Raw genomic sequence first — 24,461 nt, 5'->3', positions numbered from 1 at the left:
CGACAGGTTTAGGACAAAGTCATGATGAGAGTCGATGGGGTGATTGCGGGAGGCTGGCGATAACCGTAATCGCCGCCATTCATGCCGGGCGAACGCATCTAATAGGTCAACTCAGGGCCGTCTGATTGGTGTCAGACGGCCCCTGTGGCTGCGATCAGATCTGATTGGTCCGCGCGAACCGGGCGATATGTTCAGCCGCGCGGAAGGCCAGGGCCTCGATCGTCTGCGTGGGCTGACCGCGCCCGGACGTCACCATGCTCGACCCATCGCACAGGAACAGGTTCCGCACGTCATGGGTCCGGTGATATTTGTCGATGACCGACGTCTCCGGGTTGTTCCCCATGCGGCAGGTGCCGAGCAGGTGGACGCCGCCGCGCCCTTCGCCCACTTCACTGCGGACGACCTGCGTCGCGCCGGCGGCATCCATGATCTCCACCGCCCGATCGGCCTGCCAGTTCGCATGCTTGGTGTCGTCAGGGTGATCCTTGTACGTCACCCGGATCGCCGGAATGCCCCACTCGTCCTTGAGTTCGGGATCGATGTCGACGCGGTTGGTCTCCTGCGCCAGCGACGTGCCGTGGCCCGAGCAATTCATCCAATAGGTGTAGGATTCGAGATATTCCTTGAATCCCGGCCCCCATGTCGGCGTGCCCTTGGGGACGCTCTGCCCCCAGGTGAGAGGGCCGCCCGAGCGCGCGTCGAACCCGCCGCCACCGTAGAAACCGCGCTTCTCGTCGGCGTCATAGAAATCGTGCAAGATGCGGGTGACGTTCGCACCCTTATATTCGTTGAGCGGCTGCTCGAACCGGGCCATCGCCCCGCCGCCCTTGTTGCACATCAGATAGCGACCGACCTTGCCGCTGGAATTGGCCAGCCCATCCGGGAAGGCATTGGTCGCGGAGTTGAGCAGCAGCCGCGGCGTCTCCGCACCATTGGCGCACACGACCACGGCGCGGGCATTCTGGAACTGCTCCTTGCGATCCTTGTCGAAATAATGGACGCCGGTGGCGCGCCCGGCATCGTTCATGCCGATGCGGAACACGTAGCTCTCCGAGCGGATCTCGCAATTGCCTGTCGCCTCGGCCTCGGGGATCACCGTCCAGACCGACGAGGACTTGGCCATCACCTCGCAGCCAAAGCCGCCGCACAGACCGCATTGCGCGCAAGGCGGCCGATCCTTGTAGATCACGGAATTGATCGCCAGCGGCGCCGGGAACGGATGCAGGCCGAGCTTGCGCGCCCCGCGCTCGAACAGCACGCCGGAGGATTTCACCGGCAGCGGCGGCATGGGATAAGGCTTGCTGCGCGGTGGATCGAACGGGCTAGCTCCCGCGAGGCCGGACACGCCGACCTCCCATTCCACCATCGTATAATAAGGTTCGAGTTCGGCATAGGTGATCGGCCAGTCGACCAGATCGGCGCCGGGAATGGAGCCCCACCGGCTGCCTTCGATAAAATCGATCTCGTGCAGTCGCCAGAAATTGGCGTTGAAATGCGCGCTGCTGCCGCCGACCACGCGCGCATAGGTCAGCGCATTACGATCCATGCGCTGCGCCGGCTTGCTCGGGTCGCTGCGGAAGGTTTGCGGATTGGCTGTCGGGCTGTTGGTGATGCCGGACATGTGCCGATATTTCAGCTCGTCATGCTCGAACTCATAGGCTTCCAGGCGCGGCCCCTGCTCCATCACCACGACGCTGTTGCCGGCGCGCGCCAGTTCCCGCGCCATGATGCCGCCCGAAGCGCCCGAGCCGACAACGATGAAATCGACTGTTTCGCTGGTCTTGTATGTCTTGCGATCCATGGGGCGCCTCCGTCAGGCCATGTAGGGCTTGGTGCCGGGATAAGGCTCGAACCCCGGATAATCCTTGTCGTAATAGCCGAAGGGCGGCTCCCAATAATGGCTGTCGATCACGCCGATCAGCTTGGTACCAACCCCCTCGAAATTGCCGCCATATTTGGGCATGGCGATGAGGCCCAGGACCGTGAGCCGCCGCACCGCCAGGAAGAAGGGCGTCTTATCAACCTCTTTGAGCCAGGCGATCTGCTGGGCGTCCGGCGCGGCAGAGAACGGCGCCTGCGTTCCATATTTCGCGGCATAGCCAGCGTTGAACTCGGTCAGACCGGCCTTGAAGGACGGCCATTGCTCAGCAAAGAAACTGCCCATCGCATTGTCGATGAAGTAGACGATATGCGCATCGCGCGCGCCCGGCATGGCGCCGCCCGGCACGATCTGGTTGGCGATCGCATCAACATTGGCCGCTTCCGCAGGGCTCAGCGTCGTAAAGCTCGTATGCCCCTCGCCCGCTCCTGCGCTGCCATGACCATGCCCGACATGCTCTGCGGCGGATGCGATCTGTGGCCAGTTCAAGGTCACCCAGGCCGCGCTGGCCAGATTGCCGACGGCAGCGAGAAACTGGCGGCGTGAGGGGGAAGTCTGGGTCATAAGGCACTCCGAAACCGGCCGGAAAGTGCCATGATTGAGCGCTGCGAGGGGCTCGGAGGGAATACGTCAAACTACGCATTGCGAGGTCGCGCCGGGCTAGCGCAAATGCGCGTCCGCCCCACGCAGCCAGCGCTTCCCGTCCTTCCCATTGAATTGTCCGGTCATCGCGGGCACCATGCGTCCATGGGTAATTTGGTAGGCAAGACGGCAGACGCATTTCCGCATGGCACCGTCCATCGGGCCGCAGACGATCTTCGGCACGCGCTGACCGCAGATGCCGACCTGCTCGCTCTCTGGGAGAAGCTGACTCCGCTCGGCCGGAACGAATTCATCTGCTGGGTGGAGGACGCTAAACAGGCGAAGACCCGCGAAAGACGGATCCAGCGAACCTGCGAGGAACTGCGCGAGGGCAAGAAGCGGCCCTGCTGTTGGGCCGGGTGCATTCACCGGACGGACAAGGCCCCCGGGCGATGGCAGCAGGCGGTGCTCATCGATGGCAAGACCGGCAAATCGCCTCCCGCCTAGGCCCGCGCCATCGGCGTCTTTAGCCTCTGCTAGCTGGTCAGATGAAAGGAACGGTCAGCCGGCGGCTCGCGTCACATCGAGCAGCAGCGTGCGGAATTGCTCATCGCTAGCGTGGGCATGCGTGCGCATCGCGGTCAGAGCCTCCTGCGCACGATCATGGGATAGCCTGTTCGCAACGGCGATGGCGGTCTCCAGGGAGACGGCATCGGCCGCCACGGCTTTTCGCACGGCGCCAATAATGGCGATGTCGCGTAACGCCCCCTGCGGGATCGTCTCGGTATCGCGGTGGGCATCCTTGACGATGCCGCCCATCCAGAGGTTCTCAGCGGGATCGTCGATCGGCTCGAGCGCGTTGATCGCACGCGCCTGATCCCCCCAGCTGCGCGCCAAGGCATCGACAAGCTGGGAAACCGGCAGGCCGACGGCAGCAGCGATTGAGGGCAAAGCCTCGGCGGCGAGAACCCGTCCCGCATACAGGTCTTCCAGACAGACGGTCAGCAAGCTGGTCAGGTCGCGAGCTTGGGTGCTCATGCTGCTCCTCTCCGATGATACAGCGGCGCGACAGGCGCCGCCGATCATCCAACGAGAGAGCGCGGTGGACGTTCCGCCCTAGCCCCAGCGATTGATTTCCGGGCCGGGCGCAAAGGCGTGAGCCGGCTGCGGGCTGCGTGCCTGCGCGAGCGCCCGCTGCACGCTGGGCCGCGCCTCTACGCGCGCAAGCCACGCCGCAAGGCGCGGCTTGTCGGTGAAGGCATCGGAAAGCAGATCACGCATCGGCGCCACCCAGGCGTAGCTTTCCAGATCGGCGATGGAGAAGCTGCCCATGAGCCAGTCGCGCGCCTCAAGGCGACCCTCGATCTTCTGCGTGGCCTCCCGGACCCGCGCCTCGCTGGCAGCACGATGCTCGGCCGAGAGCTGGCCGCTGCGCGTCTCGCGCCAACGCTCGGCCAGATCCTGCGAGGCAATGGGGGCGATCAGCGCATCGAAGCGCGCGTCATCGAGCGCAGCCAAGCGCGGTGTCGTCCACGCCAAGTTGGCCAGGGCCGCCGCGCCGGGCGCGACGCGCTCGATCATCCAGCGACACCAGGCCATCATTTCCCACCGGGCATAGGGATCAGTGGGGCGCAGGCCACAACCGGGCGCGGCGTCATCCAGATAGCAGGCGATGAACACGCTATCGCACAGCGCGTGCCCGTCGACGACGAGCACGGGACCTTCCCCTTCGACGCTGTAATCCACCTCGAAAGCGCGCGGCACAGTCCCGCCATGGCGCTCGGCCATGCCGAGGTCGATAGGGCGAAGCTCCGCGTTCAGACCGCTCTCGAACAGCGCGGCGAGCACCGTGAGCGAGGGGCCGGTCGGCTCGCCATGATACAGGGTCATCGCCATCACGCTGCCTCCTCGATCAAGGGAATGATGCGCTCGGCAAAACGGGGCACGCGGCTATAGGCCCAGGTCTCCCGCACCGCAGGGCGCCGCGCAATGGCGCGCAGCCAGCGCATGATGTTGGGGGTTTTTGCGTCGTTCACGTCATCGGGCTGCATGGAGGGGAGCCCGTAAGCCGAATTGAAGCAATTGATATCCGCCAGCGAGTATTGATCCGAGCCGAGATGCTCGCGCTGCCCCAGCGCCTCCTCCAGCTTGGTGATGCCCAGCTTCACCCGCCGCGTCGACTCTGCCAGTTCCGCCTCGCTGAACAAGCCGTAGATCGCCTTGCGCCAGGCAGTGCGGCGCTCCGGCAAGGGAATGCGGTCGATCGCTGCCTTGAGTTCTTCCGGGTCGCGCGCCCGGACTTGCGGGCCGATGAAGATGCTCCAGCCGATCATGCTGAACGACGGGCAAAGCCACTGGTCGAGATATTTCATCCACCAGCGCACACGCCAGCGATCGACCGGGTCTTCAGGCATCATCGAGGGGCCGGGAAAGGCCTCCTCCACATATTCCATCATGGCTGTCGATTCATTGAGCAGCCGGCCGCCATGGGTCATCGCCGGGATCGTCCCCATCGGGTTGATCGCCAGATAGTCCGGCTTGTGCTGATCGAACGAGAGCAGGTCGAGATAATGGCTATTGAACGCCACACCTTTCTCGATGAGGGTGAGCATGGGTTTGCCCGAATTGGCGTTGGGCTCCCAATGGTACAAAGTGACGTCGTTGCTGCTGCTCATCGTAACGCGGGCCGCTGCCCTCTCCTCTCGATCAATTTCAGGCCATCGTCCAGGCGATGAGTTCATGGGTCGCGTCGCGCCGTTCAGAGCGCAGACGCAGCCCGCGATCCTCAAGCCAGGTCCGGGCGGCGACATAGTCATTCCAGCCGGTCAGACCCGCTACCGGACCAGACATCGCACCGCTGCGACGGATCGCGCGGACGCCGGCCCAGTTACGGCTATGCTCTCCGGCAAGATCGATCTGCTGCACGCCGAAGAACTGCCCGGCGAAAGACCGACTTGCGGCTCTGCGGCTGTCATAGACGACAATGCGGGCTGCCTTCTCCGGGCCAGCGACGGCCCGGGCGCCGAATAAGCCGACAGCCCCTGCCACCGCCGCGCCGCCCAGCAATTGCCGCCGCGAGACGCCGCTCATTTGCCCTTCCCCAGATAGGCCGCCACGGCTTCCAGCTCGGAATCGGTGATGTCCACGCGCGTCTGGCGGGGCATCGCGCCCTTGCCCATGCGCACAACCGCCTTCACATAATCGGCGGTCAGATCGTCCCGGTTGGCGATCAGGCCCATGGCGGGCGGGTTGCCCATCATCACCTGCTGCTTGGTGATCAGATTTGTGCCCATCCCCCAATCGAAATGGCAGGCGCCGCACCGATTGGAGAACAGGGCTTCACCGCTATTGGCATTATGCTGCCGGTCCCCTGGCGCCATCTGCGCCCGCATGCCGTAAGCGGAGGGTGGCGGCGGGCCGCCTGCCGGAGCACCGCCGGGCTGGGCAGCCCGCGCATCCCTTGTCCCCAGATCATAGGTCGTCATCAGCACGCCGACCGCCATCAGCGTCATGAGGCTCGTTACCTGCCCTATCCTCATGCCAGTGCCTTTCCACGCTGGTCGGCATAGGCGCTGGGCCAGATGCCGTTCTTGCCGGGGGAGAGAATGCCGTTCGGGTCGAGCGTGTTTTTCACCTGCTCGGTCATCCGCCGCATGGCGTGGTTGTTGAACCCGAAGGTATCGGAGATCGCGTCCATCCAGCCGAGATGGGTGCGATATTCGGCATAGCCATGGGCGGCAGCGTCGGCGATCAGGGCGTTGAACAGCGTCTTGATCGTCTCGACCTGCTTGTCGTTGTCGCGGTCGTACATGAGCATGTTCACATTGTTGCAGAACCGCCCGCCAATGGTGAAGCTGGCGTAGAAATCCACATCATGATCGTTGATGATCTTGCGGCTGCGGCGCATCTGGTCGAGCACATGCTTGCCGGTGGCCGGGACAACCGGCGAGAAGCCCATATGGGCACTGCGCCCGCCGACCCAATCGCCCATCTGCAGCGGAACGGCCGAAGGTACGCCGAGCGTCAGGTCCATCACATTGGTCGGATCGCCCTTGCGCCACCAGCGCTCGCCGATCGGCGTCTTTAGGTGCGGCGCGAAAGCCGCCTTCACGACAGCCGCCTTGGCCTTCGTCACCGATTCCTCGCCATAGAGGCGCAACTGCATGTTCCAGTAGCTCAGCTTGTGCTCCTTGAGCAGCTCCTGCACGCGCCAGTCAGGAATGGCGCCGGGCTTGTCCCAGAAGTCCTTGCGTTGCCCCAGGATCGTCATCTTGCCGAGCCAACTCGGAATGAAGATCGACTGATCGATGATCCGGTTCAGCCGCAGGGGCGTGAGCGTATCGATCACCCAGCCGATGTCTTCCGCCTGCGGGATTTCAAGGTTCAGCTCTACGGAGGTTTCCGGCTCGGGCATCAGCCACATGCCGGCCTTGGTCACGACCCCCAGATTGGACTGGGTGAACATCTGGTCCCAGCTCGGGCCGTAGCTAAACGGGAAAAGATGCGCGGCCTTGTTGTTCTCCATCGCGCCAAGGCCCGTGCGCACCACATCGCCACTGGCGAGCACGACTTCCATACCGCACAGGTTGCTCGCGTGGACGCCATAAGGCGTGTAGCCGATGCCATGATCAAGCGCGTTGCCAAGCACCGAGCCCCAGCCATTGCCGGGAACGGACATCATCAGCGGCAGCTTCTCGCGCTGGATATGCTCATAGAGATCGATGAAGCCGACGCCCGGCTCGATGACGCAATAGCCCAGCTCCGGATCGACCTCGAGAATGCGGTTCATTCGCCCGAGATCCAGCACCATACAGCCCGGCATCCGCGGCGCTGCCGTGCCATAACCAAGGTTCTTGCCGCGCGCGACAGTCCACAGGGGGAGCTTGTGCTCATTGGCGATGCGCACGACCGCCTGCACTTCCTCGACCGTGCTCGGGGCTACCGCGCCCGATGCGGTCCAGAGCGTCTCGGGCCCCGGCGCGTAAATATCCGCATAGGCGTCGCGATCTTCATCGCTGGTCATCACCCAGCCCGCACCGACCGCAGCCTGCAACGCCTTGACGGCGGCATCGAAGCGTTGCGGTGACATTCCGGGCGGCAAAACTAGCTTCATGCGCTCACCTCTCCTTGCGGGCCTGTGCGGCCTCTCGCTCTTTCGACTATTGCTATTGTGGGATCATGGGGCGGTCAAAGGAAATGAGGGCGACCACGCGGCCGCCCTCCTCAAGTTTATCTCGCCCTAGGGCCTCAGAAATCCTTCTTGATCGACACGCGCCATTCGCGCGGCGCGCCGACATTGGCATAGGCCGTGCCCGCGAAGCCGTAGACCGCGTCAAACCGCGACGTGTAGTAATATTCGTCGAAGAGATTGGTGACTTCGAACGACACGGCGAGGTCGCGATCCCGATTACGCCAGGTCAGCCGGGTGCTGCCAAGGACGTAGGAGGGAAAATATTCGAAGTCCGGATTGACCGCATTCAGCGTTCTGCTGGCCAACTGCCGGCCGCGATAGGCAACGTCCAGCCGCGGCGTAATCGAGCCTGCCCCGCCCATGTCGATCTCATACTGAATGCCTGCGCTCCACTGTGTTTCGGGCGAAACGATGGGGCTGCCGGCGGTGATCGTGCTGCCGACGGCGGGCGAGATCGACTTGTACTCCGAGCCGATGAGGCTCAGCGACGCGTCGATCATCAGATTGTCGACCGGGGTTGCCGAAACCTCGGCTTCAAAGCCCCACATCTTGCCGTCGCCGGCATTGGCGATGACTGCGCAGGGCCCGCCGCCATAAGCCGAACAGTCGGAAAGCGGCAGCTGGATCGCCTTATAGTCGTTGTAGAAGCCCGCGAGGTTCACGCGCAGACGACGGTCGAGTAAGTCCGTCTTCAGGCCGATTTCGTAGGCTGTGACGGTCTCCGGCCCGAACGTGCCTTGGGTCGCGTGCGTCGGCAGGAACGGGCGCGCGGTGACGCCGCCACCCTTGAAGCCCGTGCCCACGGTTCCATAGAGCAACACTTCCGGCGAGAAGCGGTAATCCACGGACAGGCGCCAGTCGACGCGGCTCCCGTCATACACGGCCTTCAGGTTATTGAGAGCCGAGAGACCGAACGGATCGGGGAAGAGCGGCGCGGTATTGTCAAGGTTCCGCCGGATGAACGTATAGTCCTTGTGCTCCTCAGTGTAGCGGATACCGCCCGTGATCGTCATGCCATCAACCGGGCGAACGATCGCGGTGCCGAATACGGCCTTGCTGTCCGCATTGATCGGATCGTTGCCGAGGAACTGGAGCGGCACGCCGGGGATGATGTAGCGGATATCCTGAATGGTGAAGTAGGTGCTGCGCTGGTCGGAGTAATAGCCGCCAACGGTCAGATCGGCCATGTCGCCAAGCTTGGCGTTGACGCGCAGCTCCTGGCTCACGAACCAGAAATCGAGATCGTTGAAGCCGCCAGCGGCCCGCGTCAGCGTCGGCGTGAAATCATCGTCCGTGCCCCAGCGGTTATTGTAGGAGCGATAGGCCGTGATCGACTGGACCTGAAGATTGTCGGTCACATCCCAATCGATATGGCCGGACACGCCCCAGCCACGGAACTTGTTCCGATTGCCCGTATTCCAGTTGCCGGCTTGACCGCCCGCCGGCAGCCCCCAGCTTGCATAGGTGCACCAGGGCCCGCACAGGAAGTTCGAGGCGTCGCCCTGCGCCACGATCGGCACTTCGGCAGCGCTGGGGCGATCGGAATACTGATAGTCGCCGATAATCTGGATATCGAGCTTCTCGCCTGCATAACGCAACGCGCCGCGCACGCCGGAATAGTTAATGCCGCCCAGATCCTCGACCACGCAGTCGGTGTTGGTCGGCACGGCCGGCAGGATGCCCTCGGGATTGCCGGGATTGGCGCAGCCATAATCGATCTGCTGGACATAACCGCGCTGGCTCTTATGGACGCCGGAAACGCGGGCGAAGAGCATATCCGTAATCGGGAAATTCGCCCCGGCCCGTACTTCCACGCGGTTGCGCGAGCCGTAGCTCACTTCGGCAAAACCGCTCGGATCGGCTTCCGGTTTCTTCGAGAACAGTTTGATCGCGCCGCCAATCGAATTGCGACCCGTGAGCGTTCCCTGCGGCCCGCGCAGCACTTCCACGCGCTCCAGATCGAGCAGGTCGAAATTGGCACCGGTAAGGGTGGGATAATAGACATCATCAACATAAAGCCCCACGCCCGGCTCATAGGCCGGGTTGAAATCGAACTGCCCGATGCCGCGGATGGAGGCGCCCATGGAATCGCCAAACGCGCCACCCATGGGGGTGAGGGTCACGCTAGGCGCCTGCCGGGCGACCGCGGCGATGTCATCCTGATTGCGCGCTTCAAGTAGCGCCGCATCCACCGCTGTGATCGCCAGTGGCGTATCCTGCAGGCGCTGAGACCGAAATTGTGCAGTAACAATGATATCGGGGGTGCTGTCGGCCTGCGGGGCGGCATCTTGCTGCGCGATAGCGGGCGTCGTCGCCGCGATGGCCATCACCATAACCGAACCGGCGCACAGCAATGGGCGGATTCTGGACTTCCTGTTCATCACATCTTCTCCTCACCTGTGCGGCTCGATGCAGCCTCACATTGCGCGGGTCTTTGCGACCTCTCGCAGAGCATACAGGAGCCGTTTTTTAGGCTCGTTGATATAGGCAGGAATTCCGGACAGGATCAACTTAAAGGAGACGGCGGCGGCGCGACGGCCGAACTTTTGGTCCCGGCGTGGGACTTATGCATCAGCGCGCTTGTTCAAGAGCGCAGGAACATGTCTGGTTGTGCATCTTTGAAGCACGGAGAAGGCGATCTCACGCCGCGATGGAGGCGGAGGCCGGCTAAGACCCCAACTTGAATGCGTGATTCGTTGCCGCTTCGTTCGTGAAAACAGAATGCGGCGAGTTAGCGGTCGCCCTGCCCGGCTCACTTAACGAGTGCGTGCCTCATCAAATCTCAGGCGAGCGGCGTCGATGGCCTGCAGATGATCTTCCGCCCAGGTCCACACGCCACAAAATGCTTCGCCCAGACTGGCCCCCAGCTCCGACAGCCGGTAATCCACATGGGGCGGCACGACCGGATGCACCGTGCGGTGGACCAGACCGTTGCGCTCCATCTGCCGCAGGGTCTGCGTAAGCATCTTCTGGCTGATGCCGGGCATTTTTTCGAAGATCCGTGTGAAGCGCTGTTCGCCATGATCGTGCAGCACTTCAATCAGCAGCATGGTCCATTTGTCCGCGACCTGGCCGATAAGGTCATTGACCAGCGCTTCCACGCGGGGATCGATCTGGTCGTAGCGATCCGGGCTAGCTGGCACACTTGGGCGCTTTGCTTGAGTTGTCATTCACACTCTCTTTCCGGTGAGTATCAATCTTTCCGGTGCCTTCTTTCGTTCTGAAAGCTAGGACTTAAATGAGCAGCCGTCCACCAGCAGAATTGGAGCAAACGGCATGAAGACCACGGGCAACACCATTCTCATCACCGGCGGCGGCTCCGGTATTGGCCGCGCGTTGGCGCGCCATTTCCACGAGCTCGGCAACACGGTGATCGTCGCGGGGCGGACAGCAGCGACATTAGCTGAAACCATCGAGGGTCGCGCGGGCATGCACATGCTCACAGTTGATGCGAGCGATCCGGCAAGCATCGAAGCATTCGCGGCCGAAGCGATCGCCCGCTTTCCGGCGATCAACATCCTGTTCAACAATGCCGGCATTATGCAGCGCGAGGATCTCGCGCGCCGCGGCGACACGACTGTGGCGGAGCAGACCTTCATCACCAATGTGCTGGGGCCGATCCGCCTGACCAATGCCTTGATTGAGCATCTGATGGCGCAGGAAGACGCCGCGATCATCAACACGACCTCCGGCCTCGCCTTCGTGCCGCTGATCGGCACGCCGAGCTACAGCGCGAGCAAGGCGGCCTTGCACAGCTGGACGGTCTCCCTGCGGGAACAGCTGCGCGGCAAGGTCGAGGTGATCGAGCTGGCCCCACCAGCCGTGCGCACCGAGCTAACCCCGGGACAATCCACGCGGGAAAACTATATGCCGCTCAATGATTATGCTGCGGAAGTGATGGCGCTCTTTCAGCAAGTGCCCACGCCCGAGGAAATTCTCGTCGAGAATGTCCGCTTCCTTCGCTCGGCGGAGCGCGAGGGACGGTTTGCCGAGACTGTGCGGATGATCAGCACGCTTTGATCGCCAAGGTGGTATGACGAAACATCACCGCCGTCCAAGGGGGCAGGCTCTAACACCTGCGCCCTTGGGCGTGCGAAAGGATCAGGCCGCTTTCGCCGCCTGATAGGCCGCCATCGGCACCCACCAGCCATGGACCTGCGGCCGCATCCGGGTGGGCACGGGCACCTTGGCGACTGGCCCGGCCGGAAGATCCCCCGCGTTCCAGATCCACACCGCGTGCTCGAACTGGTCCGGCGCGGTCTCATGATCGACGACGCCGACCAGCCAGCCTTCATGACCGGGCTCGCTCGATGGCACATGCACGGTCTCGCTCATTCCATGCGCCGGCGGCAGATTATAGCCGACGATTGCGCCGGTTTCGAAATCCTTCCGGAGGAGCGCGGTGAACATGGCGCCGACGACGCCGCCCATCAGCGGCGGCCCCATGGGCTGCGGGTTCATGCTGCAATACCAGCCCCGCTTGTACGGGCGCCCCTGATCGGCATCGGCAATGCGCGGCATGTCTCCCGGAGGCCCGAGCGGCGTGACCTCCACGCCATCGCCGTCGCCTTTCATATCGACCGTCCAGCGCTGAAAGCCGCCGCCCAGCTCCCAAGGCTGTACATCGATACCGCTGTCCGCGCGGATATGCGGGAAGGCGATCGTATCGGTGATGTGGTGATCGATATGGACCTTGCCGTCCGGCGTCTCAAAGGCGTTCATCATGTGGAAGCTGGAGGCGCCCTTCGGTCCCTTGAACCAGCGGATCTCGGACACATCGCCATAACGCGGCATCACCCCGATGTGATATTCCAGATCTTGCTGGTGAACCCAGTGCGCACCCTTGGCTTTCACGCGCTCCAGGTCGGCGGTGGTGGGCTGCAGCGGGAAGATGGCGTAGTTCTCGGTGATCACGAAGTCATGGACAAGGCTGCAGAACGGCGCCTCGAACGACTGTTCCCTGATGAGCTTGCCGTCCTTGTCGGTCCACCAATAAGCGATGGTCTTTGAGCAGAGGCCATCCGCCTCATAGCCGTAGACGAACATCTCCTTGGTCTCGGGATCGATGCGGACATGGGCCGTCATCGTCTGCGACTTGAGCGCGCCCCCGAAATCATAGGCGCCGATGGTCTCCAGCGTGTGCGGATCGACTTGATGACCCGGCCCATCCTCCTTGGTCATGATGAGCTTGCCCGCATGCCAGACCGGCGTGGTGTTGGAGACAGTCCCCTCCACGCCCTCAGCCGACGCGTCATTGGTGAAGGGATTGCGATAGCGGCCGAACAGACGCTTGCCGGCCGCGTTCTCGGCCTTCCAGCGCGGGGTCTGGACATATTTGATGTCATAATCGACCGTCCCGTCCTCATTGAAGAGGATGCGGCTGATCATGCCATCATCCGAGAGCGCCGTATCGGGCTGGAAGAAAGGCTCGAACTGCGGATCGGGCACCGCCCGGAAGAAAGCGCCGCGCACATCCGCCGGAATGATGCCCTCTGATGCCGTGAGGCCCTTGAGCGAAACTTCCTGACGGACTGGCGTGTTGAGGCCCATATAGTCCGGCGTTGCGGGAAACGGCATTCTTCTCTCCAGTCAGCTTGCGGTTTCGGGCCTGTTTGGTCTCTCGTTGTCGAACTGGCTATGACCCAGCGCGAAGTTCTTCAGGCCAGTATAGACGCATCGGGTTGGTCACCAGCATCTTGCGCTGCAACGCTTCCGTTGGCGCGATGCGCGGAATCATGTCCACAAGCAGGCCGTCGTCAGGGATGGCATCCTGCATGTTGGGGTGCGGCCAATCGGTGCCCCATATGACCCGATCCTGATAATCGGCGACCAGCGGCGCGACGGCATTGGCAAAGTCATCCCAAGGCGCACCGGCGGGATCGAGCCGGTCCGGGCAGGTCGCCTTGAACCAGATGTCATCGCGACTATCGAGCAGGTTGCGGAAGGCCTTCATGTCAGCACCGTCCGGTCCCTGGCGCACATCGGGCCGGCCCATATGGTCGATGACCAGCGGCACCGGGATCGCATCCATGAACGGGCGCAGTTCTTCGAGAATGTCCGCCTCGAAATAGATGACCACATGCCAGCCCTCCGGCAGTCGGCTCGCGACCTCGAGAAACTTGTCCTTGGGGGCATCGTCCACGAGGCGCTTGAGGAAGTTGAAGCGGATGCCGCGCATGCCGCCGGCGTGCAGCGCCTCAAGCTCGGCCTCGCTGATCGCGGGATCGACCACGGCGACACCGCGCGCCTTCCCGTCAGAAACGGCAATGCCGTTCAAGGTCGCAGCATTGTCGGTGCCGTGGCAGCTCGCCTGGACGATGACGTTGCGGGAAAAGCCCAGATGATCGCGCAGGGCAAAGAGCATGTCCGGGCCTGCATCCTGCGGCAGATATTTAGCCTTCGCGCTGAACGGGAACTGCGCCATCGGCCCGAACACATGGCAATGCGCATCCACGGCGCCCAGCGGCGGCGTGTAGGCGGGCTTGCTCGGGTTGCTATGCCAGGAAAGGATGCGGTCGGTCATCTCGTTGGTTCCGTTCGGGCTGGGCCTGTCGAAGCCCGGTTCTCACTTTCCGTTCGATTGTTCCAGATGAAACAGCCCTTTGACAAGTTCAGGGCGAACGGACTTGTTCTGAGGTGCAGGGAGCCTGCCATGGACGCAGGGGATGTTCAGCCGAACACCACCCCGTCCATCAGCTTGCGGGCGGTGCGCAACATGCCGGCTTCCACCGGCTGTCCGTCAGCGTCCACGGTCACGACGCATTCGGTGACGCCGGTCGGATGCTCGACCCCTAGCGTCTTTGTCGCGCCCTCGGGCACCTTGGCGACGGAGGCGGCGGGAGAGCCTTCGATAAGGCATGCCGTCGCCACGCTCACCGCGCCCAGCACGCCGATGGAGGCATGGACACGATGCGGGATGAGCGAACGCACGGTAACGGCCCCACCCTCGCGCGGCGGCGCCACCAGCATCATCTTGGGGACGGACTTTTCGGTTACGTCGCCGAGGTTCATCATCTCACCGACCTTGAGGCGGATAGCCTCGACCTTCGCCTTCATTTCCGCATTGGCGTCAAGCGTGTCGCGATCCTCATAGCCGGTCACGCCGACGTCGCTGGCAAGCATGACGACGCAGGGCATCCCATTGTCGATCATCGTCACCTTGATGCCATTGATCTCGTCGACGCCATTGCCCGTCGGCAGCAGGGCGCCGCAGGATGAGCCAGCGGTATCGCGGAACAACAGCGGAATGGGCGCCGATGTACCCGGCACGCCACTGATCGAGGCGTTACCATCATAGCGAACCTGGCCGCCGGGCGTCTGCACCGTGGCGACGGCGACCTGGCCGGTATTCTCCATGAAGATGGCGACGCGGGTTTCATCGCCGGTTGGCTGCACGAGACCGCGCTCAATGGCGAACGGACCGATGCCCGCGAGGATATTGCCGCAATTCTGCGCGTCGGTGACAATCGCCTGATCGACGAACACCTGCAGGAAGAGATAATCGACATCGACGCCTTCGCGGCTCGATTTCCTGACAACGCCAACCTTGCTGGTCAGCGGATCGGCGCCACCCATGCCGTCGATCTGGCGCGGGTCTGGCGAGCCCATGACGCGCAGCAGGAAGGCATCGCGGGCGGCGGTATCCGTGGGCAGATCGTCCGCCAGGAAATAGCCGCCCTTAGAGGTGCCGCCACGCATCCACATGCAGGTAATGCCGTCCATCACAGCCTCCTGCTCGAAGCGAACGGAGATGCGTTCCGAGGCGGACGTGCCTCACACATATTTCAGGCCTTCCTTCTCCAGACGCTCACGCATCTTGTACATGTCGAGGCCCAGCACGCCGGAGGCCAGCTTCTCGCGCTTCTCGCCTTCATTGGCTTCCCGCGCGCGGGCCGCTTCCAGCACCTTGGCGGCGTTGGCGCGGGGGACGACGCACACGCCGTCATCATCAGCGACAATCACATCGCCGGGATTGACCAGCGCATTGGCGCAGACGACTGGGATGTTGACGCTGCCCAGCGTGTTCTTGACCGTGCCCTGCGCGTAGACCGCCTTGGACCAGACCGGGAAGTTCATCTCGGTAAGATCGCGCACATCGCGAACGCCGGCATCGATGATCAGGCCGCGACAGCCGCGCGCCTGCGCCGAGGTCGCCAACAGATCGCCGAAATAGCCATCCTCGCAGGGGCTGGTCGGCGCCAGCAGCAGCACGTCGCCGGCCTTCAACTGCTCGATGGCGACATGCACCATCCAGTTGTCGCCCGGAGGCGCGCTGATCGTCACTGCACTGCCCGCGATCCGCGCACCGGCGTAAATCGGCCGCATGTAGCTCGCCAGCAAACCCGTGCGTCCCTGCGCCTCATGAACCGTCGCAACACCGCACGCCGCCAGACCGTCAATCACCTCAGGATCAGCACGCTCGATATTCTGTACGACCACACCCATGATTGCTCCTCTCGATCAACATTAACTGGCAACAGCCTTGCTCCCGTATAGAATAGGGGAACGGCGTCCGGTCAATCCACCCCGAACTTTGCGCAGATCATAAGCATCTGCTAAGTCTGGCCCTCATGGCATCGGGCCTCTCACCCTTTTCGTTCAATCTGCGCCACCTCGCCGCCGTTGCGGCAGTAACGCACAAGGGAAGCGTGTCCGCCGCCGCGAGCACGCTCCATCTGACCCAGCCTGCTGTGACCCAAGCCATTGCTCGCGTGGAAAGCATCATGGACGTGCAGCTATTCGAGCGGCGCACGGACGGCATGACGCCCCTCCCTCCTGCGATGGCGCTGGCTGAGCGCGTTGAGCAAGCGGCCGAAATGATCGGCTCGCGGCGGGTGACCATGGCGCAATTGCGGGCTTTCCTCGCCGTCGCGGATAGCGGAAGCTATGCGGCTGCAGCGGCGCAGAGCGGCCTCTCGCAGCCGACCCTGCATCGCGCCATTGGCGATCTGTCGCTGATCCTCCGGCGGTCGCTCGTCGAGCGGCGCGGACGGGGGATCGCGCTGACCGACGCGGGCCGGCGCACCGCCCGCAATTTCCGCCTCGCCCGGACAGAGCTGGAAGCAGGCCTCGACGAAGCCTTGGGCCAATCCGGCGGCGTGCCCGCGCGGATCACCATCGGGGCGATGCCGCTCTCCCGCGCTCGGGTGCTACCGCGCGCGCTGGCAAGGTTCAACACCGCATTTCCGGCCATAGAGATCGTGATCGTCGAAGGATCGCATGGCGAACTGGCGGAATCCCTGCGCGACGGCAGCATAGACATGATGGTCGGCGCCATGCGCGATCCGCCGCCCGGCCCGGACCTCACGCAGCGCCCCCTGTTCGAGGATGAGGTGATTATCATCGCGCGGGCCGGTCATCCCGAGGCCGGTTCGGCACGGGATCGCCCGTTGAGCGATCTCGCGCGCTATGCCTGGATCTTGCCGTCGCCCGGCGCGCCCCTGCGGGCGCGCTTCGACGAGATGTTCCGCACGGCCGGACTTGCCCCACCGCCCGTTCCGATCGAATGCGGGTCGGTGATGATGATCCGCGAAATCCTGATGCAAACCGACTTTCTGACCCTGCTCTCGCCCGATCAGGTCTCGGTCGAGCAGGAGGCGGGCTGGCTCGTCTCGCTTGGCGCCCCGCCCGGGGGCTTCTCTCGCGCGGTCGCGCTCACCACCCGGGCGCAGTGGCGACCGGCCCCGGCACAAGCTGCCTTCATTGCCGAGCTGGACCGGGCCGCGACGGAACCATTCGCTTCTGCTTATGGCACGGAGCGGGAACAAATTTGCGATTCCGCTCGATAGGCGGCACAGCGTCGATCATGAGCGGGAGAATTGCCCTTATCGGCTTTGGGGAAGCGGGCCGGACCTTCGCCGGTGCCGCCGGATGGCGCAGCGACGCGCGCGCATTCGACCTCAAGGCAATCGAACCGCAGACGGCCGGCCCGATCCGCGCCGCTTACACCGAAACGGGCGTCACGGGCTGCGAGTCCCTGTCGGACGCGCTAGCCGGCGCGGAAATGATCCTGAGTCTCGTCACCGCCGATCAGACCGAGGCGGCAGCGTCCGCAGCCGCGCGGCACCTGTCCCCCGGCACGTTGTTCTTCGACATGAATTCCGTGTCGCCGGGCGCCAAGCAGCGCAATGCTGCGGCGATCGAGCAGGCTGGCGGCCATTATGTTGATGTAGCGGTCATGTCGCCCGTGCAGCCCGCCGCGATGACTGTGCCGCTGCTGATCAGCGGCCCGCACGCTGCGCAGGGCGAAGCGGCGCTGCGCGCGATCGGCTTCAGCAAGGTTGCGATTGCGGGCGATCAGGTCGGCGCCGCCAGCGCGACGAAGATGGTTCGTTCTGTCATGATCAAGGGCATCGAGGCGCTGACGGCGGAGATGATCCTCGCGGCCCGTCGTGCGGGCGTGACCGAGAATGTGCTGGCCTCACTCGGCGGAGACTGGCCCGAAAAGATCGATTATAATCTCGACCGGATGCTGGCGCACGGCACACGGCGCGCCGCCGAGATGGACGAGGTGGTCGTGACGCTTACCGAGCTGGGCATCGAACCGGCCATGACACGCGGGACAGTGACACGCCAGCGGGCGATGGGCGCCTTGCTCGGTTCGGTCGAGATGCCGCAGGGGCTTGAGGCAAAGCTGGCCTTTCTGGATGCCATGCATCCCGAAATGATCGCGAAGCCCGTGTCCGCTGGGCAGCCCAAAATGACAGAAACAGAAAAGTCTGGAAGGTGACGGAATGACGATGATCATCGACTGCCATGGCCACTATACCGTGCTGCCCAAGGCGCATGACGAGTGGCGCGAGCAGCAGAAGGCGGCCTTCAAAAATGGCACGCCCTGCCCGCCCTATCCCGAGATTTCTGACGACGACATTCGCGAGACCATCGAGCAGAACCAGTTGCGCCTCATCAAGGAGCGCGGCGCGGACATGACGATCTTCTCGCCGCGCGCCTCGGCCATGGCGCCGCATGTCGGCGATCAGTCGGTGGCAGTGCCTTGGGCGCAGGCATGCAACAACCTCATTGCGCGCGTCGTCGATCTCTACCCCGAGACATTCGCTGGCGTGTGCATGTTGCCGCAGTCGCCAGAGGCGGACATGACCAGTTCGATCGCCGAGCTGGACCGCTGCGTCAATGAGCTGGGCTTCATCGGCTGCAACCTGAACCCGGATGCGAGCGGCGGCCACTTCAAGCAGCCGCCGCTGACTGACAAATTCTGGTATCCCTTCTACGAGAAGATGGTCGAACTGGACGTCCCGGCGATGATCCACGTCTCGGGCAGCTGCAATCCCGCGATGCACGCGACGGGCGCCTATTATCTGGCGGCCGATACGATCGCCTTCATGCAGCTTCTGCAGGGCAATCTGTTCGCCGACTTCCCGACGCTGCGCTTCATCATCCCGCATGGCGGCGGCGCAGTGCCTTATCACTGGGGCCGGTTCCGCGGACTTGCGGACATGCTCAAGCAACCCAGCCTTGATACGCTGCTCATGAACAACGTGTTCTTCGACACCTGCGTGTATCACCAGCCCGGCATCAACCTGCTGGCCGACGTGATCGACAACAAGAACATCCTGTTCGGCAGCGAGATGGTCGGTGCCGTGCGTGGGATCGACCCGACCACAGGTCATTATTTCGACGATACGAAGCGCTATATCGATGCGCTCGACATTTCTGACGAGGAGCGTCACGCGATTTTTGAGGGCAATACCCGCCGCGTCTTCCCGCGTCTCGACGCCAAGCTGAACGCCCGCGGGCTCTAAGAGAGGATATCATGACCGAGAAGAAAGAAAGAATCGACGTTCACGCTTATCTTGCCGAGTTTGACGACATTCCCGGCACCCGCGTGTTCACGGCCCAGCGCGCGCGCCGGGGCTACAATCTCAATCAGTTCGCGATGAGCCTGATGAAGGCCGAGAATCGCGAGCGGTTCAAGGCGGACGAGAGCGCCTATCTCGACGAGTGGAACCTGACACCCGCCGCCAAGGCGGCCGTGCTGGCCCGCGACTACAATGCCATGATCGACGAGGGCGGGAATGTTTACTTCCTCTCCAAGCTCTTCTCGACCGATGGCAAGAGCTTCCAATTCGCTGCCGGATCGATGACCGGCATGACGCAGGAAGAATATGCACAGATGATGATCGACGGTGGTCGTTCGCCTGAGGGCGTGCGCTCGATCAAGGGAGGATTTTGATCATGGCACGCGTTACCACAGGCATTACGTCCAGCCACATTCCCGCGCTCGGCGCGGCGATGCAGACCAAGACCAGCGACAACGATTATTGGGGTCCGGTCTTCAAGGGCTATGAGCCGATCCGGGAGTGGATCAAGCAGCCGGGCAACACCCCCGACGTTGTGATCCTGGTCTATAACGACCACGCCTCGGCGTTCGACATGAACATCATCCCGACCTTTGCGATCGGATGCGCCGAAAGCTTCAAGCCGGCTGATGAAGGCTGGGGCCCGCGCCCCGTGCCCGACGTGAAGGGCCATCCCGATCTCGCCTGGCACATCGCCCAGAGCCTGATCCTGGACGAGTTCGACATGACCATCATGAACCAGATGGACGTCGACCATGGCTGCACCGTGCCGCTCTCGATGATCTTCGGCGAGCCGGACGAGTGGCCGTGCAAGGTCATTCCCTTCCCGGTCAACGTGGTCACCTATCCGCCGCCGTCGGGCAAGCGCTGCTTCAGCCTGGGCGATAGCATCCGCGCCGCGGTCGAGAGCTTCCCGGAAGACCTCAACGTCCACGTCTGGGGCACCGGCGGCATGAGCCACCAGCTTCAGGGGCCGCGCGCTGGCCTGATCAACAAGGAGTTCGACCTGAACTTCATCGACAAGCTGATCAGCGATCCCGCAGAGCTCAGCAAGATGCCGCACATCCAATATCTGCGCGAAAGCGGGTCGGAAGGCATCGAGCTGGTCATGTGGCTCATCATGCGCGGCGCGCTGCCGGAGAAGGTGCGTGACCTCTACACCTTCTACCACATCCCGGCCTCCAACACTGCGCTCGGCGCGATGATCCTGCAACCGGAAGAAACGGCCGGAGCGCCGCTGGAACCGCGCAAGGTGATGAGCGGTCACAGCATGGCGAAGGCCTAACACGCGCAAAGGCCCCTCCTCTTCAGAGGAGGGGTTGGGGTGGTGCTGGCCATCACCCCATTTGAAGTGACTTGGGGGGCATTGAGCCCCCTCGCCTCTCACCCACCCCTTGCCCCTCCCTTGAAAGGGAGGGGTTAGCTGGAGAAAGGACTCCCCCTCATGAGAATCGCACTCGCAGGCGCCGGCGCATTCGGCGAAAAGCATCTCGACGGCCTCAAGAACATCGATGGTGTGGAGATCGTCTCGATCATCAGCCGTCGTGCCGATCAGGCCGCCGAAGTCGCCGCCAAATATGGCGCGAAGCACAGCGGCACGGAACTGGACGAGGCGCTCGCGCGCGATGACGTCGACGCGGTGATCCTCTGCACGCCCACGCAGATGCACGCCCAGCAGGCCATTGCCTGCATGAAGGCCGGCAAGCATGTGCAGGTGGAAATCCCCCTGTCGGACAGCTGGGCCGACGCCCAGGCGGTCATCGACACGCAGAAGGAAACCGGACTCGTCTGCATGGTCGGCCACACCCGCCGCTTCAACCCGAGCCACCAGTATATCCATAACAAGATTACGGCGGGCGAACTCGCGATCCAGCAGATGGACGTGCAGACCTATTTCTTCCGCCGCAAGAACATGAATGCCAAGGGCGAGGCTCGCTCCTGGACGGACCATCTGCTGTGGCACCACGCCGCGCACACGGTCGACCTGTTCGCCTATCAGGCCGGCAAGATCGTGCAGGCCAATGCCGTGCAAGGCCCGATGCACCCGGAGCTGGGCATCGCGATGGACATGTCCATCCAGCTCAAGAGCGAGAGCGGCGCGATCTGCACCCTCTCCCTCTCGTTCAACAATGATGGGCCGCTCGGCACCTTCTTCCGCTACATCTGCGACAATGGCACCTGGATCGCGCGCTATGACGATCTGGTGACCGGCAAGGAAGAGCCGGTGGACCTGAGCGGCGTTGCCGTCTCCAGCAACGGCATCGAGCTGCAGGACCGCGAGTTCATCGCCGCGATCCGCGATGGCCGCGAGCCGAACAGCTCGGTCGCACAGGTGCTCGATTGCTATCGCGTGCTCGGCGAGCTGGAAGTCCAGCTCAACAAGGCCGGCTGATAAAGACTGGCGGTGTGTAGCCTGTTCGCGGCTGCACACCGCCTCATTTCCGGCGACGCTCAATCATCGGCGTCATGCCCGTAGGCATTTCTCAAGCTTTGCCATTTAAGGCGCCGCTCTACCGTCAGACCATAGGCGGCGGGAGAGGTGCATGTCAGTGGCGACCGGGTTAAGTTCAGATCTCGCGGACATGCTGCGCGCGTTTTCTGCCACCGAGACTGAAATCGTGCAGTTGGGCACGATCGCGCAAGCAGCGCGGATGCATGAACTACTCCAGCTTCGCCGGAAGTTCGTCGAGCAATTCGGATTGATGAATGCCGCACTCCAGAGCGAACCCATCCTGCTCGCCTCGCCAGCTCTAATGACGCAAGCCATGCGCCTGCTGGCGGCTTTCCGCTCACGCAATGCCATCAATCAGGCGGACTGGCCGGTCATCCGTGTCCGGGACGATCCCATCGCCTATCGCGATGCGTCCCAGCATGTGAAGGATGCGTCCCGGGACTTCTGGGACTGGATCGAAACCGCCCTCGACTTTCGGCGATAGGCACGCAATCCTCGCCAAAAGCGCCGCGAGGATTGATTTTTAATGCCCGGGGCGACACAAGCCGGGCCATGACTTCGCCATCGACACCCCTCCCCACCCGCCGCATCGCGGACATGGCCGTCTCCGCCATCAGTCTGGGCTGCATGAACCTCTCTCACGCTTATGACGCCCCGCCGAGCGAGGAGGAAGGCGCGCGCCTGCTCAATCATGCGCTCGACATCGGCGTGACGCATCTCGACAGCGCAGCGCTGTATGGCGGTGGCAAGAATGAGGGCCTGATCGCCCGCGCTGTCGGCCATCGCCGCAAGGATTATGTGCTGTCGAGCAAGTGCGTGCTCGATCTGATCGACGGCGAGCGTGTGCTCGACGGGCGACCGGAGACGATCACCGGATCGCTGGAACGCTCGCTCCAGCGGCTCAATACCGATTTTATCGATCTCTATTACATGCACCGGCTCGACCGGAACGTTCCGATCGAAGACTCGATGGGCGCTTTGGTGCGGGCGAAGGAAGCCGGGAAGATCGGCGCCATTGGCCTGTCCGAAATGTCCGCAGCGAGCATCCGCCGCGCCCATGCCGTGCATCCCGTCGCTGCCATTCAGTCCGAATATTCGCCCTGGGTGCGCAATCCGGAAGTCGCTGTGCTGGACGCCTGCCGGGAACTCGGCATCGCCTTCGTCGCCTTCTCGCCGGTCGCGCGCGGCATGCTCGCCGGCGCCATCAGCAGCATCGATTTCAAGGCCGGCGACATCCGCATCCCGATGCCGCGCTTTCAGGAACCCAATTTCGGCCACAATCTCAAGCTTGCCGAGCGCTTCAATGCGGTTGCGGCCGATCTCGGCATCACGCCTGCCCAGCTCAGCCTAGCCTGGGTGCTGGCGCGGGCGCCGCAGATCATCGCGATCCCCGGCACGCGCTCCATCGCGCATCTTGAGGAGAATGTGAAAGCGGCCTCCATCAACCTCGCACCGGAATCCATCGCGGCCGTGGACGCGATCTTCGCGCCTGGCGCCGTTGCCGGCGCGCGTTATCCCGCACCGGTGCAGAAGCAGATCGATACCGAATTGCTGCCCGAAGAGGCGGACGCGGCATGAGCGTGACACTGGACGACGCGATGCGGCGGGCGATCGAATGGGACTGCACCACGCTCATCAATCGCTACACGCTGCTCAACGATGCGGCTGACTGGGACGCCGTCGCGGCCCTCTACACCGAGGATGGCCAGATGGCCCGGCCAAGCGCACCGGATCAGCCGATAAAGGGACGTGAGGCTATTCTCGCGACCTTCAAGAGCCGGCCGGTCCGTGCGGCGCGCCATGTGGTTTCCAACGTGGTCGTGGACGTCGTAAGCGAGACCGAAGCGACGGCGCTGTCGGTCATCGTGCTGTATCAGGGCGTCGCGAGCGAAACCGGCGGGCTGCCCGTGCGCGATCCCAAGGGGCCGCTGATCGGTACCTATGCGGACCGCCTGCGCAAGACACCGGAGGGATGGCGCTTTGCAGAACGGCGCGGCGGTCTGGATTTCGCGGCATGACCGGCGTCCCTGCATCCCAGCCGGATGACTTCCAGGCGTTCCTCTCCCGACCCTATCGCATCGAATGGGGCCATTGCGACCCGGCGGGCATCGTCTATGCGCCGCGCTTCCTCGAGATGTTCGGCGAGAGCACGATCATGCTGTTCGAGAAGGCGCTTGGCGTGCGCAAGCGGGACATGCTGAAAACCCAGGGCGTAGTCGGCTTTCCGATGGTCGATGTGTCGGCCAAGTTCCAGCGCCCCGCCGCCTATGGCGATGATGTGGTGCTGGAGGTGGAAGCGCCCGATTTCGGCAATTCCAGCTTCACCATTCGGCATCGCCTGCTCAAGGACGGGCATGTCTGCGTGAGCGGTACGGAAAAGAGGGTGTGGACCGTGCGGGACAGCGAGCGCCCGGGCGGGATGCGCGCGGAGCGCGTGCCCGATGACATTCGGGCCCGGTTCGCTCTGCCCGGAGCGTAAGGCTGCCCAACTATCGAGGGCGCACCGCCATTCGATAGAGGGCTATTCATTTGCCAAAGCCT

Annotated in this window: 26 protein-coding genes; 12 read left to right on the top strand and 14 right to left on the bottom strand. The window is 63.3% G+C overall.

The window, feature by feature from the left end; all coding sequences use genetic code 11:
- Window positions 1-154 precede the first annotated feature (154 nt).
- Both M2336_RS12770 and M2336_RS12765 read right to left on the bottom strand, forming a co-directional pair.
- Window positions 155-1,801, bottom strand: coding sequence for a GMC family oxidoreductase (locus M2336_RS12770; protein WP_264572828.1), 1,647 nt, complete (start codon window positions 1,799-1,801; stop codon window positions 155-157).
- 12 nt (window positions 1,802-1,813) lie between these two features.
- Window positions 1,814-2,443, bottom strand: coding sequence for a gluconate 2-dehydrogenase subunit 3 family protein (locus M2336_RS12765; protein ID WP_264572827.1), 630 nt, complete (start codon window positions 2,441-2,443; stop codon window positions 1,814-1,816).
- Window positions 2,444-2,626: 183 nt separating this feature from the next.
- On the opposite strand from M2336_RS12765, the gene M2336_RS12760 reads away from it, so the two are divergent.
- The gene (locus M2336_RS12760) at window positions 2,627-2,968 is read left to right on the top strand and encodes a YdeI/OmpD-associated family protein (RefSeq protein WP_264572826.1); all 342 of its coding nucleotides are present in this window, start codon (window positions 2,627-2,629) and stop codon (window positions 2,966-2,968) included.
- A 54-nt stretch (window positions 2,969-3,022) separates the two neighbouring features.
- On the opposite strand, the gene M2336_RS12755 is transcribed toward M2336_RS12760, so the two are convergent.
- The 8 genes from M2336_RS12755 to M2336_RS12720 form a co-directional block, all read right to left on the bottom strand.
- A complete protein-coding gene (locus M2336_RS12755) occupies window positions 3,023-3,499 on the bottom strand; it encodes a DUF892 family protein (protein WP_264572825.1) in 477 nt (158 codons plus the stop codon).
- A gap of 78 nt (window positions 3,500-3,577) precedes the next feature.
- Window positions 3,578-4,357 carry a glutathione S-transferase family protein gene (locus M2336_RS12750; RefSeq protein WP_264572824.1) on the bottom strand — a complete coding sequence of 260 codons (780 nt, stop codon included), beginning with the start codon at window positions 4,355-4,357 and terminating at the stop codon, window positions 3,578-3,580.
- Window positions 4,357-5,136: a glutathione S-transferase family protein gene (locus M2336_RS12745; RefSeq protein WP_264572823.1), complete on the bottom strand. Its 780-nt coding sequence runs from the start codon at window positions 5,134-5,136 to the stop codon at window positions 4,357-4,359. Before M2336_RS12745 ends, M2336_RS12750 begins: the two co-directional genes overlap by 1 nt.
- 37 nt (window positions 5,137-5,173) lie before the next feature.
- Window positions 5,174-5,551: a twin-arginine translocation signal domain-containing protein gene (locus tag M2336_RS12740; protein WP_264572822.1), complete on the bottom strand. Its 378-nt coding sequence runs from the start codon at window positions 5,549-5,551 to the stop codon at window positions 5,174-5,176.
- Entirely contained in the window at window positions 5,548-6,000 is a 453-nt protein-coding gene (locus M2336_RS12735) for a c-type cytochrome (protein WP_264570291.1), read from the bottom strand. The genes M2336_RS12740 and M2336_RS12735 overlap by 4 nt, the downstream gene beginning before the upstream one ends.
- Window positions 5,997-7,574, bottom strand: coding sequence for an FAD-binding oxidoreductase (locus tag M2336_RS12730; RefSeq protein ID WP_264572821.1), 1,578 nt, complete (start codon window positions 7,572-7,574; stop codon window positions 5,997-5,999). Before M2336_RS12730 ends, M2336_RS12735 begins: the two co-directional genes overlap by 4 nt.
- Window positions 7,575-7,708: 134 nt before the next feature.
- The gene (locus tag M2336_RS12725) at window positions 7,709-10,033 is read right to left on the bottom strand and encodes a TonB-dependent receptor (RefSeq protein ID WP_264572820.1); all 2,325 of its coding nucleotides are present in this window, start codon (window positions 10,031-10,033) and stop codon (window positions 7,709-7,711) included.
- 375 nt (window positions 10,034-10,408) lie between these two features.
- Window positions 10,409-10,822 carry a winged helix-turn-helix transcriptional regulator gene (locus M2336_RS12720; RefSeq protein ID WP_264593045.1) on the bottom strand — a complete coding sequence of 138 codons (414 nt, stop codon included), beginning with the start codon at window positions 10,820-10,822 and terminating at the stop codon, window positions 10,409-10,411.
- 106 nt (window positions 10,823-10,928) lie between these two features.
- On the opposite strand from M2336_RS12720, the gene M2336_RS12715 reads away from it, so the two are divergent.
- Window positions 10,929-11,672, top strand: coding sequence for an SDR family oxidoreductase (locus tag M2336_RS12715; protein WP_264572818.1), 744 nt, complete (start codon window positions 10,929-10,931; stop codon window positions 11,670-11,672).
- 81 nt (window positions 11,673-11,753) lie between these two features.
- Here M2336_RS12715 and M2336_RS12710 read toward each other — a convergent pair whose 3' ends face one another.
- The 4 genes from M2336_RS12710 to ligK all read right to left on the bottom strand — a co-directional run bounded on the left by M2336_RS12710 (window position 11,754) and on the right by ligK (window position 16,100).
- Window positions 11,754-13,229 carry a carotenoid oxygenase family protein gene (locus M2336_RS12710; RefSeq protein WP_264572817.1) on the bottom strand — a complete coding sequence of 492 codons (1,476 nt, stop codon included), beginning with the start codon at window positions 13,227-13,229 and terminating at the stop codon, window positions 11,754-11,756.
- Window positions 13,230-13,287: 58 nt separating this feature from the next.
- Window positions 13,288-14,175 (bottom strand): amidohydrolase family protein, encoded by an 888-nt coding sequence (locus M2336_RS12705; protein ID WP_264572816.1) that lies wholly within the window; start codon window positions 14,173-14,175, stop codon window positions 13,288-13,290.
- Between the two features lie 146 nt (window positions 14,176-14,321).
- Entirely contained in the window at window positions 14,322-15,374 is a 1,053-nt protein-coding gene (locus tag M2336_RS12700) for a 4-oxalomesaconate tautomerase (protein WP_264572815.1), read from the bottom strand.
- Window positions 15,375-15,425: 51 nt separating this feature from the next.
- Window positions 15,426-16,100 carry a 4-carboxy-4-hydroxy-2-oxoadipate aldolase/oxaloacetate decarboxylase gene (ligK, locus tag M2336_RS12695; protein WP_319801494.1) on the bottom strand — a complete coding sequence of 225 codons (675 nt, stop codon included), beginning with the start codon at window positions 16,098-16,100 and terminating at the stop codon, window positions 15,426-15,428.
- A 122-nt stretch (window positions 16,101-16,222) separates the two neighbouring features.
- On the opposite strand from ligK, the gene M2336_RS12690 reads away from it, so the two are divergent.
- From M2336_RS12690 to M2336_RS12645, 10 genes are all read left to right on the top strand, one after another.
- A complete protein-coding gene (locus tag M2336_RS12690) occupies window positions 16,223-17,440 on the top strand; it encodes a LysR family transcriptional regulator (RefSeq protein ID WP_264572813.1) in 1,218 nt (405 codons plus the stop codon).
- Window positions 17,441-17,457: 17 nt separating this feature from the next.
- The gene (locus tag M2336_RS12685; protein ID WP_264572812.1) at window positions 17,458-18,381 is read left to right on the top strand and encodes an NAD(P)-dependent oxidoreductase; all 924 of its coding nucleotides are present in this window, start codon (window positions 17,458-17,460) and stop codon (window positions 18,379-18,381) included.
- 4 nt (window positions 18,382-18,385) lie between these two features.
- Complete coding sequence (locus M2336_RS12680) at window positions 18,386-19,411, top strand: amidohydrolase family protein (RefSeq protein ID WP_181559641.1); 1,026 nt, start codon at window positions 18,386-18,388, stop codon at window positions 19,409-19,411.
- 11 nt (window positions 19,412-19,422) lie between these two features.
- Window positions 19,423-19,842, top strand: a complete 420-nt coding sequence (ligA, locus tag M2336_RS12675; RefSeq protein ID WP_181559640.1) for a protocatechuate 4,5-dioxygenase subunit alpha — start codon at window positions 19,423-19,425, stop codon at window positions 19,840-19,842.
- A 2-nt stretch (window positions 19,843-19,844) separates the two neighbouring features.
- On the top strand, window positions 19,845-20,753 hold the full coding sequence (locus M2336_RS12670) for a class III extradiol dioxygenase subunit beta (protein WP_264572811.1): 909 nt from the start codon (window positions 19,845-19,847) through the stop codon (window positions 20,751-20,753).
- A 159-nt stretch (window positions 20,754-20,912) separates the two neighbouring features.
- Window positions 20,913-21,860 (top strand): Gfo/Idh/MocA family oxidoreductase, encoded by a 948-nt coding sequence (locus M2336_RS12665; RefSeq protein WP_264572810.1) that lies wholly within the window; start codon window positions 20,913-20,915, stop codon window positions 21,858-21,860.
- A 151-nt stretch (window positions 21,861-22,011) separates the two neighbouring features.
- Window positions 22,012-22,404: a hypothetical protein gene (locus M2336_RS12660; RefSeq protein WP_264572809.1), complete on the top strand. Its 393-nt coding sequence runs from the start codon at window positions 22,012-22,014 to the stop codon at window positions 22,402-22,404.
- A 68-nt stretch (window positions 22,405-22,472) separates the two neighbouring features.
- Window positions 22,473-23,498 (top strand): aldo/keto reductase, encoded by a 1,026-nt coding sequence (locus tag M2336_RS12655; protein ID WP_264572808.1) that lies wholly within the window; start codon window positions 22,473-22,475, stop codon window positions 23,496-23,498.
- A complete protein-coding gene (locus M2336_RS12650; protein WP_264572807.1) occupies window positions 23,495-23,938 on the top strand; it encodes a nuclear transport factor 2 family protein in 444 nt (147 codons plus the stop codon). Before M2336_RS12655 ends, M2336_RS12650 begins: the two co-directional genes overlap by 4 nt.
- Window positions 23,935-24,399 carry an acyl-CoA thioesterase gene (locus M2336_RS12645; protein ID WP_264593044.1) on the top strand — a complete coding sequence of 155 codons (465 nt, stop codon included), beginning with the start codon at window positions 23,935-23,937 and terminating at the stop codon, window positions 24,397-24,399. Before M2336_RS12650 ends, M2336_RS12645 begins: the two co-directional genes overlap by 4 nt.
- Window positions 24,400-24,461 lie beyond the last annotated feature (62 nt).

Origin of the sequence: Sphingobium sp. B1D7B, from assembly GCF_025961965.1 — a bacterium.
In the GTDB taxonomy this organism is placed as follows: domain Bacteria; phylum Pseudomonadota; class Alphaproteobacteria; order Sphingomonadales; family Sphingomonadaceae; genus Sphingobium.
The sequence above is the reverse complement of the archived record's forward strand: the minus strand, read 5'-3'. Positions and strand labels throughout refer to the sequence as shown.

Bases quoted from the DNA above. Each gene is read 5' to 3' on its own strand.
- M2336_RS12755 (WP_264572825.1), bottom strand. From the start codon at position 3,499: ATGAGCACCCAAGCTCGCGACCTGACCAGCTTGCTGACCGTCTGTCTG.
- ligA (WP_181559640.1), top strand. From the start codon at position 19,423: ATGACCGAGAAGAAAGAAAGAATCGACGTTCACGCTTATCTTGCCGAG.
- M2336_RS12715 (WP_264572818.1), top strand. From the start codon at position 10,929: ATGAAGACCACGGGCAACACCATTCTCATCACCGGCGGCGGCTCCGGT.
- M2336_RS12670 (WP_264572811.1), top strand. From the start codon at position 19,845: ATGGCACGCGTTACCACAGGCATTACGTCCAGCCACATTCCCGCGCTC.
- M2336_RS12680 (WP_181559641.1), top strand. From the start codon at position 18,386: ATGACGATGATCATCGACTGCCATGGCCACTATACCGTGCTGCCCAAG.
- M2336_RS12665 (WP_264572810.1), top strand. From the start codon at position 20,913: ATGAGAATCGCACTCGCAGGCGCCGGCGCATTCGGCGAAAAGCATCTC.
- M2336_RS12750 (WP_264572824.1), bottom strand. From the start codon at position 4,357: ATGGCGATGACCCTGTATCATGGCGAGCCGACCGGCCCCTCGCTCACG.
- M2336_RS12700 (WP_264572815.1), bottom strand. From the start codon at position 15,374: ATGGACGGCATTACCTGCATGTGGATGCGTGGCGGCACCTCTAAGGGC.
- M2336_RS12740 (WP_264572822.1), bottom strand. From the start codon at position 5,551: ATGAGCGGCGTCTCGCGGCGGCAATTGCTGGGCGGCGCGGCGGTGGCA.
- M2336_RS12745 (WP_264572823.1), bottom strand. From the start codon at position 5,136: ATGAGCAGCAGCAACGACGTCACTTTGTACCATTGGGAGCCCAACGCC.
- M2336_RS12705 (WP_264572816.1), bottom strand. From the start codon at position 14,175: ATGACCGACCGCATCCTTTCCTGGCATAGCAACCCGAGCAAGCCCGCC.
- M2336_RS12685 (WP_264572812.1), top strand. From the start codon at position 17,458: ATGAGCGGGAGAATTGCCCTTATCGGCTTTGGGGAAGCGGGCCGGACC.
- M2336_RS12655 (WP_264572808.1), top strand. From the start codon at position 22,473: ATGACTTCGCCATCGACACCCCTCCCCACCCGCCGCATCGCGGACATG.
- M2336_RS12660 (WP_264572809.1), top strand. From the start codon at position 22,012: ATGTCAGTGGCGACCGGGTTAAGTTCAGATCTCGCGGACATGCTGCGC.
- M2336_RS12735 (WP_264570291.1), bottom strand. From the start codon at position 6,000: ATGAGGATAGGGCAGGTAACGAGCCTCATGACGCTGATGGCGGTCGGC.
- M2336_RS12725 (WP_264572820.1), bottom strand. From the start codon at position 10,033: ATGAACAGGAAGTCCAGAATCCGCCCATTGCTGTGCGCCGGTTCGGTT.
- M2336_RS12730 (WP_264572821.1), bottom strand. From the start codon at position 7,574: ATGAAGCTAGTTTTGCCGCCCGGAATGTCACCGCAACGCTTCGATGCC.
- M2336_RS12650 (WP_264572807.1), top strand. From the start codon at position 23,495: ATGAGCGTGACACTGGACGACGCGATGCGGCGGGCGATCGAATGGGAC.
- M2336_RS12690 (WP_264572813.1), top strand. From the start codon at position 16,223: ATGGCATCGGGCCTCTCACCCTTTTCGTTCAATCTGCGCCACCTCGCC.
- M2336_RS12770 (WP_264572828.1), bottom strand. From the start codon at position 1,801: ATGGATCGCAAGACATACAAGACCAGCGAAACAGTCGATTTCATCGTT.
- M2336_RS12710 (WP_264572817.1), bottom strand. From the start codon at position 13,229: ATGCCGTTTCCCGCAACGCCGGACTATATGGGCCTCAACACGCCAGTC.
- M2336_RS12765 (WP_264572827.1), bottom strand. From the start codon at position 2,443: ATGACCCAGACTTCCCCCTCACGCCGCCAGTTTCTCGCTGCCGTCGGC.
- M2336_RS12645 (WP_264593044.1), top strand. From the start codon at position 23,935: ATGACCGGCGTCCCTGCATCCCAGCCGGATGACTTCCAGGCGTTCCTC.
- M2336_RS12760 (WP_264572826.1), top strand. From the start codon at position 2,627: ATGGGTAATTTGGTAGGCAAGACGGCAGACGCATTTCCGCATGGCACC.
- M2336_RS12720 (WP_264593045.1), bottom strand. From the start codon at position 10,822: ATGACAACTCAAGCAAAGCGCCCAAGTGTGCCAGCTAGCCCGGATCGC.